This window comes from Streptomyces sp. NPDC037273, assembly GCF_055603625.1.
Map to the genome: position 1 here is coordinate 438,216 of NZ_JBVJVO010000007.1, position 13,127 is coordinate 451,342.

Genomic DNA, 13,127 nt, shown 5'->3' on the forward strand with positions numbered 1-13,127 from the left:
GCTTTGGGGCTCGGTTCCCCTAGCGGGCCTCGACCGGGACGAAGTCGCGGAGGACCTCGCCGGTGTAGATCTGACGGGGGCGGCCGATGCGGGAGCCGGGCTCCTTGATCATCTCGTGCCACTGGGCGATCCAGCCGGGGAGGCGGCCGAGGGCGAAGAGGACCGTGAACATCTCGGTCGGGAAGCCCATGGCGCGGTAGATCAGGCCCGTGTAGAAGTCCACGTTCGGGTAGAGGTTGCGCGAGACGAAGTACTCGTCGGAGAGCGCGTGCTCCTCCAGCTTGAGCGCGATGTCGAGCAGCTCGTCGGACTTGCCGAGGGCCGAGAGGACATCGTGCGCCGCCGCCTTGATGATCTTGGCGCGCGGGTCGAAGGACTTGTACACCCGGTGGCCGAAGCCCATCAGGCGGACGCCGTCCTCCTTGTTCTTCACCTTGCGGATGAAGGAGTCGACATCGCCGCCGTTGGCCTTGATGCCCTCGAGCATCTCCAGGACCGACTGGTTGGCGCCACCGTGCAGGGGGCCCCAGAGGGCCGAGATGCCGGCGGAGATCGAGGCGAACATGTTCGCCTGCGAGGAGCCGACCAGACGCACGGTGGAGGTCGAGCAGTTCTGCTCGTGGTCCGCGTGCAGGATCAGCAGCTTGTCGAGCGCCGAGACGACGACCGGGTCGAGCTCGTACTCCTGCGCCGGGACCGAGAAGGTCATGCGCAGGAAGTTCTCGACGTACCCGAGGTCGTTGCGCGGGTAGACGAAGGGGTGACCGATCGACTTCTTGTAGGCGTACGCCGCGATCGTCGGCAGCTTGGCGAGCAGCCGGATCGTGGAGAGGTGACGCTGCTGCTCGTCGAACGGGTTGTGGCTGTCCTGGTAGAAGGTGGACAGCGCGGAGACCACCGACGACAGCATCGCCATCGGGTGGGCGTCCCGCGGGAAGCCGCGGAAGAAGTTCTTGACGTCCTCGTGGACGAGCGTGTGCTGCGTGATCTCGTTCTTGAAGGTCGCCAGCTCGTCGACCTTCGGCAGCTCGCCGTTGATCAGCAGGTACGCCACCTCAAGGAAGGTGGAGCGCTCCGCCAGCTGCTCGATGGGGTAACCGCGGTACCGCAGAATCCCCTGCTCACCATCGAGGTAGGTGATGGCGGATTTATAGGCGGCGGTGTTGCCGTATCCGCTGTCCAGGGTGACCAGACCGGTCTGGGCTCGGAGTTTCCCGATGTCGAAGCCCTTGTCGCCGACGGTGCTCTCGACCACCGGGTAGGTGTATTCACCGTCCGCGTACCGCAGTACTACAGAGTTGTCGCTCACGTCATCCCTCACCGACGTAGTGCCTCTTCTTCGAGGTGCCCTGACTGTCTCTACCATCCCCCATTTGGCTCAGGAGAGTGCACTCGGGGTCGACCATTGGGCCAATCGGCGGCACTCAGTGCCGCCAACCTTCATATCCTGCCCCCTTCGCCCCGGTTCCGGTAGTCCTCCGTGATCTTTCACACGAGGGGCTCCCCTGTGAGCCGGTGGGCGAGTGCGGTAAAGCGCCTGCCCACCGAGACGGTACGCACCGCCTGGGCGATCGCCCGCCGGGAGCCGACCAGGACGACCAGCTTCCGGGCCCGGGTCACGGCCGTGTAGAGCAGGTTCCGCTGGAGCATCATCCACGCGCTCATGGTGACCGGGATCACCACCGCCGGATACTCGCTGCCCTGCGAACGGTGGATGGTGACCGCGTACGCGTGGGCGAGCTCGTCCAGCTCGTCGAAGTCGTACGGCACCTCCTCGTCCTCGTCCGTCCGCACCGTCAGCCGCTGCTCGACGGCGTCCAGCTCCGTGACGACGCCGACCGTACCGTTGAAGACCCCGTTGGCCCCCTTCTCATAGTTGTTCCGAATCTGGGTGACCTTGTCTCCCACCCGGAACACCCGGCCGCCGAACCGCTTCTCCGGCAGGTCGGGGCGGGCCGGGGTGATCGCCTGCTGGAGCAGGCCGTTGAGCGAGCCCGCGCCCGCCGGACCCCGGTGCATGGGGGCGAGGACCTGGACGTCCCGGCGCGGGTCGAGGCCGAACTTCGCCGGGATGCGGCGGGCGGCGACGTCCACGGCGACCCGGGCGGCGTCCTCGGTCTCCTCCTCGACGAAGAGGAAGAAGTCCGGCAGGCCCTGGGTCAGCGGCGGGGTGCCGGCGTTGATCCGGTGCGCGTTGGTGACCACGCCGGACTGCTGCGCCTGCCGGAAGATCCGGGTCAGCCGGACCGCCGGTACGGGGCTGCCGGGGGCGAGCAGATCGCCGAGGACCTCCCCGGCGCCGACCGACGGCAGCTGGTCGACGTCCCCGACGAGCAGCAGGTGGGCACCCGGTGCCACGGCCTTGACCAGCTTGTTCGCAAGGAGCAGGTCGAGCATCGAGGCCTCGTCGACGACGACCAGGTCGGCGTCGAGCGGCCGGTCGCGGTCGTAGGCCGCGTCACCGCCCGGCTTCAGCTCCAGGAGCCGGTGGACGGTCGAGGCCTCGGCGCCGGTCAGCTCGGCGAGCCGCTTGGCGGCCCGGCCGGTGGGCGCGGCGAGCACCACCTTCGCCTTCTTGGCCCGGGCCAGCTCCACGATGGAGCGGACGGTGAACGACTTGCCGCAGCCGGGGCCGCCCGTCAGGACCGCGACCTTCCGGGTCAGCGCGAGCCGCACCGCCTCCTCCTGCTCGGGCGCGAGGGAGGCCCCCGTCCGGTCCGCGAGCCAGGCGAGCGCCTTGTCCCAGGCGACGTCCCGGAAGGCCGGCATCCGGTCCTCCTCCGTCCGCAGCAGCCGCCGCAGCTGCCCCGCGAGCGACAGCTCGGCCCGGTGGAACGGCACCAGGAACACGGCGGTGACCGGCGTCCCCTCCGGCCCCGGCACCACCTCCCGCACGACCCCCTCGGGGTCCTCCGCGAGCTCGGCGAGGCACTCGATGACCAGCCCCGTGTCGACCTGGAGCAGCTTCACCGCGTCCGCGATCAGCCGCTCCTCGGGCAGGAAGCAGTGCCCCTGGTCCGTCGACTGCGACAGCGCGTACTGCAGTCCCGCCTTCACCCGGTCCGGACTGTCGTGCGGGATGCCGACGGCCTGCGCGATCTTGTCGGCCGTCAGGAAGCCGATGCCCCAGACGTCGGCCGCGAGCCGGTACGGCTGGTTCCGCACCACCGAGATCGACGCGTCCCCGTACTTCTTGTAGATCCGCACCGCGATCGAGGTGGACACCCCCACCCCCTGGAGGAAGACCATCACCTCCTTGATCGCCTTCTGCTCCTCCCACGCCGCCATGATCTTCTTCGTCCGCTTCGGCCCGAGCCCCGGCACCTCGATCAGCCGCCCGGGCGCCTCTTCGAGGATGTCCAGGGTCTCCAACCCGAAGTGCTGCGTGATCCGGTCCGCGAACACCGGCCCGATCCCCTTCACCAGCCCCGACCCCAGATACCGGCGGATCCCCTGGATCGTGGCGGGCAGGAGCGTCGTGTAGTTGTCGACGGTGAACTGCTTCCCGTACTGCGGATGCGACCCCCACCGCCCCTCCATCCGCAGCGACTCCCCCGGCTGCGCCCCCAGCAGCGCCCCGACCACCGTCAGCAGATCCCCGGCCCCCCGCCCGGTGTCGACCCGCGCGACCGTGTACCCGCTCTCCTCGTTCGCGTAGGTGATCCTCTCCAGGACCCCTTCGACGACTGCCACCCCGCGACCCTCGTTGGACATGCACCGACCGTAGCGAAGCCCTCGGACACCGGTACGGGGCCCGTGTGGACAACCCTCCCCCGGGGTGCCGGGAAACAGGATGAACCGTAGCGTTTCCGGCATGACTGACTCTTCATTCCAGGACGAGGTCCTGACCGAGCTCGGCGACGACCGCCTCCAGGAGATCGCCGGCCTGCTCGGCACCGACACCGCCGAGGCCCGGTCCCTCGTGGGCAGTTCGGTCACCGAGCTCTCCGGGGAGCTGCGGCAGGCGGCGGCCGAACCGAGCAGCGCGGACGAGGTCCGCGCCGCCATCGACGAGGTCACCTCCCCCGAACCTCCCCTCCAGGGCGTCGCCCCCCTTGGCGGCCTGGCAGCCGGTGGGCTTATGGCGGGCGTGCTCGCCAAGCTGGCGAAACCCGCCGCGAACGCGGTCGCCAAGCGCACCGGCCTCCCGCCCGCGACGGTCAACCGCGCCGTCGACATCCTGGTCCCGGTCGTCATCGCCGCCCTCACCAAGCGCGCGGCCTCGAAGAAGGGCGGCGGGGGCGGTCTGGGTGACCTGCTGGGCGGGGGTGGGGGCGCGAGGAAGTAGCGCTGCCGGTGTCACCTCCGAGCTAGCATGTGGGAGACATGAGCGTTCTTCCCACATGGGATGTTCGGAGGTCGATCATGAGTGTGACCAACGTGGACGTGGATGACGATGTGCTCGCCGAGGCGGCGAAGCTGCTCGGTACGACCACGAAGAAGGACACCATCAACCGGGCGCTGGAAGAGGTCGTCAAGAGTCATCGTCGAGTCGCGGCCCTCCGGCGACTCGCGGAGCGGGGCGCACGGGGCGAGCTGGAGCCCCTGCGCCGGGACTGGGAAGCCCGGAAGGCCGCTCAGCACGGCGTAGCCGCCGAGTGATCGCGTATCTCGTCGACACCAGCGCGTACGTGCACCTCGGCGCCGACCCCGCCGCACTTCATCGCTGGGACTCCGCGCTCAGAGCAGGCGCCGTCGGCATGTGCGAGGCCACTCGTGCGGAGATCCTCTTCAGCGCGACCGGCCCGGCCGACCGCGACGAGATCGACGAGGACCTCTCCGCCACATTCGGAACCGTGCGCGTCCCCGAGGACGCATGGCGGTGGGTGGAGACCGCCCAGTACAAGCTCACGCAGAAGGGACAGCACCGCGCGGCCGGTGTCGTCGACCTCCTGATCTGCGCCACGGCGATCCATCACGGGCTGACCATCCTGCACAGGGACGACGACTTCGCCACGGTCGCCCGCGTCCTCGAAGAGGTCGAGCAGCAGGACGTACGGCACCTCGGAGGGTGACCGTCCAACCCCGCACGGCCGGGCGGGGCCGGACGTGCGGGGCCCGCCGTCAGACCGCCAGGAAGCCGTCCAGGGTTTCCTCCAGGACCTCGACGCCGTCCCTCGCCCACAGGTCGTCGTTGAAGAGCTCCACCTCGACCGGGCCGGTGTAGCCGGCCTTCTCCACCAGGTCGGCCCAGGCGTGGAGGTCGATGGCGCCCGTGCCGAGCTGGCCGCGGCCGTTGAGGACGCCCGCTGGGAGGGGGGTGGTCCAGTCGGCGAGTTGGAAGGAGTGGATGCGGCCCGCCGCTCCCGCGCGAGCCACGGCCGCAGGGGCGCGGTCGTCCCACCAGAGGTGGTAGGTGTCGATGGTGACGCCGACCTGCGAGGGCGGGAAGTGCTCGGCTATCTCCAGGGCTTGGTCGAGGGTGGAGACGGCGCAGCGGTCGGAGGCGTACATGGGGTGGAGGGGTTCGATGGCCAGGCGGATGCCCTTCTCGCCCGCGTACGGGGCCAGTTCGGCTATCGCCTCGGTGATGCGGGCCCGTGCCGACGGGAGGTCGGGGCAGGACGGGGTGAGGCCGCCCGAGACGAGGACCAGGGTGTCCGTGCCGAGGGTCACCGCCTCGTCGATCGCGGCGCGGTTGTCGGCCTCCCAGCCGTCGGTCGTGAAGAAGCCGCCACGGCAGAGGGTGGTGACGGTGAGGCCGGCGTCGCGGACGAGGGCGGCGGTGGCTTCGACGCCGTAGGACCGGACGGGTTCGCGCCAGAGGCCGATGCCCGGGATGCCGAGGCGGAGGCAGTGCTCGACCAGCTCGGGCAGGGGCAGTTGCTTGACGGTCATCTGGTTGACGGAGAAGCGGTCGAGGTTCACTGGGGGACTCCGTGGACCGTGAGGAGGGCGCGCATGCGGGACTCCGCGAGCGCCGGGTCCGGGAACAGGCCGAGGCCGTCGGCGAGTTCGTAGGCCTTGGCGAGGTGCGGGAGGGAGCGGGCCGACTGGAGGCCGCCGACCATGGTGAAGTGCTCCTGGTGGCCGGCGAGCCAGGCGAGGAGGACGACGCCCGTCTTGTAGAAGCGGGTGGGGGTCTCGAAGAGGTGCCGGGAGAGGGCGACGGTGGGGTCGAGGGTCTTGCGGAAGCCGTCGACGTCACCGGTGTCGAGGGTGCGGACCGCGTCGGCGGCGAGCGGGCCCAGGGGGTCGAAGATGCCGAGGAGGGCGTGGCTGAAGCCCTGGTCGTCGCCGGCGATCAGCTCCGGGTAGTGGAAGTCGTCGCCCGTGTAGCAGCGGACGCCCTCGGGGAGGCGGCGGCGGAGTTCGACCTCGCGGCGGGCGTCGAGGAGGGAGACCTTGATGCCGTCGACCTTGTCGGGGTGGGCGGCGATCACGTCGAGGAAGGTCTCGGTGGCGGCGTCCAGGTCGGCCGAGCCCCAGTAGCCCTCAAGGGCCGGGTCGAACATGGGGCCGAGCCAGTGCAGGATGACCGGCTCGCCGGCCTGGCGGAGGAGGTGGCCGTAGAGGTCGAGGTAGTCCTCGGGGCCCGCGGCCTCGGCGGCGAGGGCGCGGGAGGCCATGAGGACGGCCCGCGCGCCCGACTCCTCGACGACGGCGAGCTGTTCCTCGTAGGCGGCCCGGATCCGCGGGAGGCCGGCCGGACCGGTGAGCTGGTCGGTGCCGACGCCGCAGGCGATGGCCCCGCCGACGGCGCGGGCCTCGGCCCCCGAGCGTCGGATCAGCTCGGCGGCGCCCGCCCAGTCGAGGCCCATCCCGCGCTGTGCGGTGTCCATGGCCTCGGCGACCCCGAGGCCGTGGGACCAGAGGTGGTGGCGGAAAGCGAGGGTGGCGTCCCAGTCGACGGCGGCCGGGGAGTCGGGGGTGGTGTCGGCGAAGGGGTCGGCGACGACGTGCGCGGCGGAGAAGACGGTACGGGAGGTCAGTGGGCCGGTCGCGGAGAGCGCGAACGGTTCCGGGCGGGGCTCGTACGCGCGCGTGGAGCCGTCCGGTGAGGGCAGTCGGAGGGTCACAGGGAGACCTCCGGGACGTCGAGGCGGCGGCCCTCGGCGGCGGACCTGAGGCCGAGCTCGGCGAGCTGGACGCCGCGGGCGCCGGCGAGGAGGTCCCAGTGGTAGGGCTCGTCGAGGGCGACGTGCCGCAGGAAGAGTTCCCACTGGGCCTTGAAGCCGTTGTCGAACTCGGCGTTGTCGGGGACGTCCTGCCACTGGTCGCGGAAGGACTCGGTGACGGGGATGTCGGGGTTCCAGACGGGCTTGGGGGTGGCCGAGCGGTGCTGGACGCGGCAGCCGCGCAGGCCGGCGACGGCGGAGCCGTGGGTGCCGTCGACCTGGAACTCGACGAGTTCGTCGCGGTGGACGCGGACCGTCCAGGAGGAGTTGATCTGGGCGGTGGCGCCGCTCTCCAGCTGGAAGATGCCGTAGGCGGCGTCGTCGGCGGTGGCGGGGTACGGCTTGCCCTGTTCGTCCCAGCGCTGCGGGACGTGCGTGGCGACGTGGGCGGTGACGGTGGTGACCCGGCCGAAGAGTTCGTGGAGCACGTACTCCCAGTGCGGGAACATGTCGACGACGATGCCGCCGCCGTCCTCGGCGCGGTAGTTCCAGCTGGGGCGCTGGGCGTCCTGCCAGTCGCCCTCGAAGACCCAGTAGCCGAACTCGCCCCGGATCGACAGGATCTCGCCGAAGAAGCCGCCGTCGATGAGGCGCTTGAGCTTGAGCAGGCCCGGCAGGAACAGCTTGTCCTGGACGACGCCGTGCTTGATGCCCTTGGCGGTGGCGCGGCGGGCGAGGTCGAGGGCGCCGGCGAGGTCGGCGGCGGTGGGCTTCTCGGTGTAGATGTGCTTTCCCGCGTCGATGGCCTTGGTGAGGGCGTCGACGCGGGCGGAGGTGACCTGGGCGTCGAAGTAGACGTCGATCGTGTCGTCGGCGAGGACGGCGTCGAGGTCGGTCGACCACTCGGTGAGGCCGTGGCGCTCGGCGAGGGCGCGCAGGGCGTGCTCGCGGCGGCCGACGAGGACGGGCTCGGGCCAGAGGGTCTCGCCGTTGCCGAGGTCGAGGCCGCCCTGTTCGCGCAGGGCGAGGATCGAGCGGACGAGGTGCTGGCGGTAGCCCATGCGTCCGGTGACGCCGTTCATGGCGATGCGGACTGTCCTGCGTGTCACGGAAGGTTCCTCTCCCCGGTGCTCCGCGCTCTCGTTCCCGACGGATAGAAAGCGCTTTCCATCGGGGATGACGCTAGCCTGCCGACATCACCGTCGACAAGGGCCCCGGAGGTACGCACCGATGACCGTCACCCTGGCGGACGTGGCCGCCCGCGCCGGGGTCTCCCCCGCGACCGTCTCCCGCGTCCTCAACGGCAACTACCCGGTCGCCGCCTCGACCCGCGAGCGGGTCCTGCGGGCCGTCGACGAGCTGGACTACGTCCTCAACGGCCCCGCCAGCTCCCTCGCCGCCGCCACGTCCGACCTGGTCGGCGTGCTGGTCAACGACATCGCCGACCCCTTCTTCGGGATCATGGCGAGCGCCGCGCAGAGCGCGATCGGGGAGAGCGCCTCCGGGCGCGGCGGGGGCGAGAAGCTCGCCGTCGTCTGCAACACCGGCGGCTCCCCCGAGCGCGAGCTGACCTACCTCACCCTGCTCCAGCGCCAGCGGGCCGCCGCCGTGATCCTCATGGGCGGCTCCCTCGAGGACCCGGTGCACCTGGCGGCGACGGCGGCCAAACTGGCCAAGCTCGCCGAGGCCGGGACCCGGGTCGTCCTGTGCGGGCGCCCCCCGGTGCCCGGCGACGCCCACGCGGCGGCCCTCGTCTTCGACAACCGCGCCGGCGGACGGCGCCTGACGGAGCATCTGCTCGGCCTCGGGCACCGCCGCATCGGTTACGTGGCCGGGCCGGCCGACCGGACCACCACCCGGCACCGCCTGGAGGGCCACCGCGAGGCGCTCGCGGCGGCGGGCGTCCCCGAGGGCCCGACGGTCCACGGCCCGTACGACCGCCTCTCGGGCCACCGGGCGACGCGGGAACTCCTCGCCCTCGACCCGGAGCTGACCGCGATCGTCGCCGCCAACGACACGGTCGCCCTCGGCGTCTGCGCCGCCCTGCGCGAGCGCGGCCTGTCCATCCCGGACGACGTCTCCGTCGCCGGCTTCGACGACCTCCCCTTCTCCGTCGACGCCGTCCCCGCCCTCACCACCGTCCACCTCCCCCTCCACGCGTCCGGCATCCGCGCGGGCCGCCTCGCCATGGGCGCGGAGGAGCCCCCGACGGGGGGCCTGGAGGCGGTCCCGGCGGAGCTGGTGGTACGGGGATCGACGGCGGGGCCGCGAGGCGAAGCCTGAGCGCGGCGGTCCGTTTCAGGAGGGTTTTGCCCGTTTAGCCTGGCGTGCATGTGTACGCGGGTGATGTGGCGGGCCGAGGGGCAGCCGGTGGTGGTCGGCCGGAACATGGACTGGAAGCAGGGTCTGGGGACGAACCTGTGGGTGCTGCCGAGGGGGGTCGGGCGGACCGGGGTGGGGGACGATCCGGCGGCGCTGCGGTGGACGGCGGAGTACGGGAGCGTGGTGGCGACCGCGTACGACAGGGCCACGACCGACGGGATGAACGAGGCGGGGCTCGGGGCGCATCTGCTGTGGCTGGCGGAGGCGGACTTCGGCGAGCGGGACGCGAGCCTGCCGGCCGTGAGCGTGTCGATGTGGACGCAGTACGTCCTGGACCGGTTCGGGACGGTCGCGGAGGCGGTCGCGTCGATGGAAGCGGAACCGTTCCAGGTGCGGCCGCAGGGTGATGAGCGGTCGGGGACCTGGAGCACGGTCCACCTCGCGATCGAGGACGCGAGCGGCGACTCGGCGGTGGTGGAGTTCCTCGCCGGGAAGCCGCGGATCCACCACGGCCGCGCGTACACGGTGATGACCAACTCCCCGCCGTTCGACGAGCAGTTGGCGCACCTGGCGCGGTACGAGGGGTTCGGCGGCGAGCTGCCCCTGCCGGGCACGACGCAGGCCGCCGACCGCTTCGTCCGGGCCTCGTACTACCTGGACCGGCTGCCGCCCGCCGAGACGCCGGCGCGGGCCTACGCGGCACTGCTCAGCGTCATGCGGAACGCGGCGCAGCCGTTCGGGACACCGGATCCGGCGCGCCCGAACATCTCGGCCACGATCTGGCGCACGCTGGCGGACCTGACGAACGGGGTGTACGGCTTCGAGTCCTCGTACTCCCCCGACATCGTCTGGACCCGGCTGGACGCGGTGGACTTCCGCCGGGCCGCGCGGCTCGACCTCTCGGCCGAGGGGCTGGTCGGCGACGTGGGCGACCGCTACGAGCCGGCCGAGCCGTTCGCCTTCGCGTCGGCGTGAGCGGTGAGGCCGGTCGCCGCGAGGACCGCTTCGACGGTCTCGTCGACGGTCTGCTCGGCGTTGTCGATCCAGACGCCCTCGCCGGAGAGTTCGGCGCGCATGGCCTCGTCGAGGAACGCCCAGTTGGTCGTCAGCTTCTTGTGGCGGGCGTTGTTCCGCTCCCAGGCCTTGTCGGGGCCGGGGGCGAGGATCACCACGTGCAGCGGGACCGCCTTGACGTGGGCGCGGTAGAAGTCGAGGTGGGAGCGGCGGACCACCACGTCGTCGAGGACCGGCAGGAAGCCGGCCGAGGCGAAGCTGTCCGCGAGCAGGCAGCCGTTGCGGGCGCGCAGCAGGATCTGGCGGTCGGCCTCCGGGTCTCCGTCCGGGGTGGGCCAGTGGCAGCCCTGGGCGATCAGCTCCTGGAGGTCGTCGACCTCGATGTGCGCGGAGCGGGCGAAGCGGGCCGCGAGGGCGGCGGCGACGGTCGACTTGCCGCTGCCGGGGATGCCGGCGAGCAGGACGGCGCCCGGGGCGGGCTCGGGGGTGTCGACGGTGATGTGCTCGAAGGTCATGCGCGCCTTTCCTCGCTGGTGGGACCGGTCGAAGGTACGCCCACCGGGCGCCGGGCGCCAGGGATTTACGGTCCGGTCGCGGCGGCTCGCCGAGACCGCACGGGATTCCTCCAGCACCGGCCGAGGCGGCCCGGGATTCCTCCAGGGCCGGCGCAGCGGGCGGCTCTCCCGGGCCGGGCGGGGGCGGCGCGCAGGGCGGCGATTCCTGTACGGGTCCTTGACCTGGCAGTTACTTTCGGGCTATCCGTGGCACCTTGGAAGTTTCCTTCATCCCTGCACGGCCGGAAGGAGCATCAGTGCACCACCGCGCCCCCGCCCCCTCCCGACGCACCCTTCTCACGGTGACCGCGGCAGCCGCCGCGGCCGCCGTCACCGGCGTCGCCGCCCCCGTCGCCCACGCGGTCACCGACGACCGGAAGCTCACGGCGCTCATCGACCGGATGTCCCTTGAGGAGAAGGTCGGCCAGCTCTTCGTCATGCGCGTCTACGGCCACTCGGCCACCGCACCCGACCAGGCCGACATCGACGCCAACCTCAAGGAGATCGGCGTCCGGACGGCCGCCGAGCTGATCGAGCGTTACCACGTGGGCGGCGTCATCTACTTCGCCTGGGCCCACAACACCCGCGACCCCCAGCAGATCGCCCGGCTCTCGAACGGCATCCAGCAGGCCGCGCTCGCCCAGCCGACGCCCGTCCCGGTCCTCATCTCCACCGACCAGGAACACGGCATCGTCTGCCGCGTCGGCAAGCCCGCCACCCTGCTGCCCGGCGCGATGGCCCTCGGCGCGGGTGGTTCGCGCGCGGACGCCCGCGAGGCCGCGCGGATCGCGGGCGAGGAGCTCGCCGCCGTCGGCATCCGGCAGAACTACGCGCCGGTCGCCGACGTGAACGTCAACCCGGCCAACCCCGTCATCGGCGTCCGCTCCTTCGGCTCCGACCCGCAGGCCGTCGCCGGCCTCGTCGCCGCCCAGGTGAAGGGCTACCAGCGGGCCGGGGTGGCCGCCACCTCCAAGCACTTCCCCGGCCACGGCGACACGGCCGTCGACAGCCACTACGGGCTTCCCACCATCACCCACACCCGTGAGCAGTGGAGCGCGCTCGACGCCCCGCCCTTCCGGTCCGCCATCGCCGCCGGCATCGACTCGATCATGACCGCGCACATCGTCGTGCCCGCCCTCGACCCGAGCGAGGACCCGGCCACGCTCTCCCGGCCCATCCTCACCGGCGTCCTCCGCGAGCAGCTCGGCTACGACGGCGTCGTCGTCACGGACTCCCTCGCCATGGAGGGCGTCCGCACCAAGTACGGCGACGAACGCGTCCCCGTCCTCGCCCTCAAGGCGGGCGCCGACCAGCTCCTCAACCCGCCGAGGCTCGACGTCGCCTGGAACGCGGTCCTGGCGGCCGTCAGGAACGGCGAGCTCACCGAGGCGCGGCTCGACGAATCGATCCTGCGCATCCTGCGCCTCAAGTCCAGGCTCGGTCTGTTCCGCCGGGCCTACGTCACCCGCGCCGGCGTCGACCGCCGCGTCGGCGACGAGGCGCACCTCGCGGCCGCCGACCGCATCGCCGAGGCCACGACCACGCTCCTGCTCAACGAGGAATCCTTCCTGCCGCTCTCCCCCGCCTCCCACCCGTCCGTCCTCGTCGTCGGCGCGGACCCCGCCTCGCCCTCCGGCACCACGGGGCCGCCCACCACGACCCTCGCGACCGCCCTCACGGAACTCGGCTTCACGGCGACGGCGCTGTCCACGGGCATCACCCCGACGGCGGCGAAGATCGAGGAGGCGGTGGCGGCGGCGGCCGGCAAGGACGTCGTCCTCGTCGGCACGTACAACGTCTCCGCGACCAGCCCCCAGCGCACCCTCGTCGAACGGCTGGTGGCCACCGGGGTGCCCGTGGTGACCGTCGCCATCCGCAACCCGTACGACATCGCCCGCGTCTCGGGCCAGCGCGCCACCCTCGCCGCGTACTCCTGGACGGACGTCGAACTCCGCGCCGCCGTCCGCGTGCTCGCCGGGAAGGCGCGGCCCCTGGGCCGGCTGCCGGTCCCGGTCCAGAGCGCGGACGACCCGGCGAAGGTCCTGTATCCGGTGGGCCACGGCCTGTCGTACACCCGCTAGACGCGACGGTGGGGGGGGGGGGGGGGGGGGGGGGGGGGGGGGGGGGGGGGGGGGGGGGGGGGGGGGGGGGGGGGGGGGGGGGGGGGGGGGGGGGGGGG

General features: G+C 72.0%; 12 protein-coding genes. 6 read left to right on the forward strand and 6 right to left on the reverse strand.

Translation table 11 applies throughout. From position 1 onward, the window contains the following. Positions 1 to 19 precede the first annotated feature (19 nt). On the reverse strand, positions 20 to 1,309 hold the full coding sequence (locus ACZ7G1_RS21580) for a citrate synthase (protein ID WP_470876366.1): 1,290 nt from the start codon (positions 1,307 to 1,309) through the stop codon (positions 20 to 22). 179 nt (positions 1,310 to 1,488) lie between these two features. After that, complete coding sequence (gene recD2 / locus ACZ7G1_RS21585) at positions 1,489 to 3,714, reverse strand: SF1B family DNA helicase RecD2 (protein WP_470876368.1); 2,226 nt, start codon at positions 3,712 to 3,714, stop codon at positions 1,489 to 1,491. A 100-nt stretch (positions 3,715 to 3,814) separates the two neighbouring features. On the opposite strand from recD2, the gene ACZ7G1_RS21590 reads away from it, so the two are divergent. The 3 genes from ACZ7G1_RS21590 to ACZ7G1_RS21600 all read left to right on the forward strand — a co-directional run bounded on the left by ACZ7G1_RS21590 (position 3,815) and on the right by ACZ7G1_RS21600 (position 5,015). Beyond that, complete coding sequence (locus tag ACZ7G1_RS21590) at positions 3,815 to 4,288, forward strand: DUF937 domain-containing protein (RefSeq protein ID WP_470876370.1); 474 nt, start codon at positions 3,815 to 3,817, stop codon at positions 4,286 to 4,288. A 77-nt stretch (positions 4,289 to 4,365) separates the two neighbouring features. Then, entirely contained in the window at positions 4,366 to 4,602 is a 237-nt protein-coding gene (locus tag ACZ7G1_RS21595; protein ID WP_470876371.1) for a type II toxin-antitoxin system VapB family antitoxin, read from the forward strand. Beyond that, on the forward strand, positions 4,599 to 5,015 hold the full coding sequence (locus tag ACZ7G1_RS21600; protein WP_470876372.1) for a PIN domain-containing protein: 417 nt from the start codon (positions 4,599 to 4,601) through the stop codon (positions 5,013 to 5,015). Before ACZ7G1_RS21595 ends, ACZ7G1_RS21600 begins: the two co-directional genes overlap by 4 nt. A gap of 49 nt (positions 5,016 to 5,064) precedes the next feature. Here ACZ7G1_RS21600 and ACZ7G1_RS21605 read toward each other — a convergent pair whose 3' ends face one another. From ACZ7G1_RS21605 to ACZ7G1_RS21615, 3 genes are read right to left on the reverse strand one after another with little or no spacing between them, the layout of a single operon-like run. Then, the gene (locus tag ACZ7G1_RS21605) at positions 5,065 to 5,868 is read right to left on the reverse strand and encodes a sugar phosphate isomerase/epimerase family protein (RefSeq protein WP_470876373.1); all 804 of its coding nucleotides are present in this window, start codon (positions 5,866 to 5,868) and stop codon (positions 5,065 to 5,067) included. Further along, positions 5,865 to 7,019 (reverse strand): dihydrodipicolinate synthase family protein, encoded by a 1,155-nt coding sequence (locus ACZ7G1_RS21610; protein WP_470876374.1) that lies wholly within the window; start codon positions 7,017 to 7,019, stop codon positions 5,865 to 5,867. The genes ACZ7G1_RS21605 and ACZ7G1_RS21610 overlap by 4 nt, the downstream gene beginning before the upstream one ends. Beyond that, positions 7,016 to 8,167: a Gfo/Idh/MocA family protein gene (locus ACZ7G1_RS21615; RefSeq protein WP_470876375.1), complete on the reverse strand. Its 1,152-nt coding sequence runs from the start codon at positions 8,165 to 8,167 to the stop codon at positions 7,016 to 7,018. The genes ACZ7G1_RS21610 and ACZ7G1_RS21615 overlap by 4 nt, the downstream gene beginning before the upstream one ends. Before the next feature lie 121 nt (positions 8,168 to 8,288). Between ACZ7G1_RS21615 and ACZ7G1_RS21620 the strand changes: the two genes are divergently transcribed. Together ACZ7G1_RS21620 and ACZ7G1_RS21625 are read left to right on the forward strand one after the other, a co-directional pair. Beyond that, the gene (locus tag ACZ7G1_RS21620; RefSeq protein WP_470876376.1) at positions 8,289 to 9,341 is read left to right on the forward strand and encodes a LacI family DNA-binding transcriptional regulator; all 1,053 of its coding nucleotides are present in this window, start codon (positions 8,289 to 8,291) and stop codon (positions 9,339 to 9,341) included. A 48-nt stretch (positions 9,342 to 9,389) separates the two neighbouring features. Next, the gene (locus ACZ7G1_RS21625) at positions 9,390 to 10,355 is read left to right on the forward strand and encodes a linear amide C-N hydrolase (RefSeq protein WP_470876377.1); all 966 of its coding nucleotides are present in this window, start codon (positions 9,390 to 9,392) and stop codon (positions 10,353 to 10,355) included. Here ACZ7G1_RS21625 and ACZ7G1_RS21630 read toward each other — a convergent pair. Next, complete coding sequence (locus tag ACZ7G1_RS21630) at positions 10,316 to 10,909, reverse strand: AAA family ATPase (protein ID WP_470876378.1); 594 nt, start codon at positions 10,907 to 10,909, stop codon at positions 10,316 to 10,318. The genes ACZ7G1_RS21625 and ACZ7G1_RS21630 overlap by 40 nt on opposite strands. A 296-nt stretch (positions 10,910 to 11,205) precedes the next feature. On the opposite strand from ACZ7G1_RS21630, the gene ACZ7G1_RS21635 reads away from it, so the two are divergent. Further along, complete coding sequence (locus ACZ7G1_RS21635; RefSeq protein ID WP_470876379.1) at positions 11,206 to 13,029, forward strand: glycoside hydrolase family 3 protein; 1,824 nt, start codon at positions 11,206 to 11,208, stop codon at positions 13,027 to 13,029. The last annotated feature ends 98 nt before the right edge of the window (positions 13,030 to 13,127 follow it).

Coding starts and splice junctions, on each gene's coding strand:
- ACZ7G1_RS21625 (WP_470876377.1), top strand. CDS start 9,390: ATGTGTACGCGGGTGATGTGGCGGGCCGAGGGGCAGCCGGTGGTGGTC.
- recD2 (WP_470876368.1), bottom strand. CDS start 3,714: ATGTCCAACGAGGGTCGCGGGGTGGCAGTCGTCGAAGGGGTCCTGGAG.
- ACZ7G1_RS21595 (WP_470876371.1), top strand. CDS start 4,366: ATGAGTGTGACCAACGTGGACGTGGATGACGATGTGCTCGCCGAGGCG.
- ACZ7G1_RS21590 (WP_470876370.1), top strand. CDS start 3,815: ATGACTGACTCTTCATTCCAGGACGAGGTCCTGACCGAGCTCGGCGAC.
- ACZ7G1_RS21630 (WP_470876378.1), bottom strand. CDS start 10,909: ATGACCTTCGAGCACATCACCGTCGACACCCCCGAGCCCGCCCCGGGC.
- ACZ7G1_RS21620 (WP_470876376.1), top strand. CDS start 8,289: ATGACCGTCACCCTGGCGGACGTGGCCGCCCGCGCCGGGGTCTCCCCC.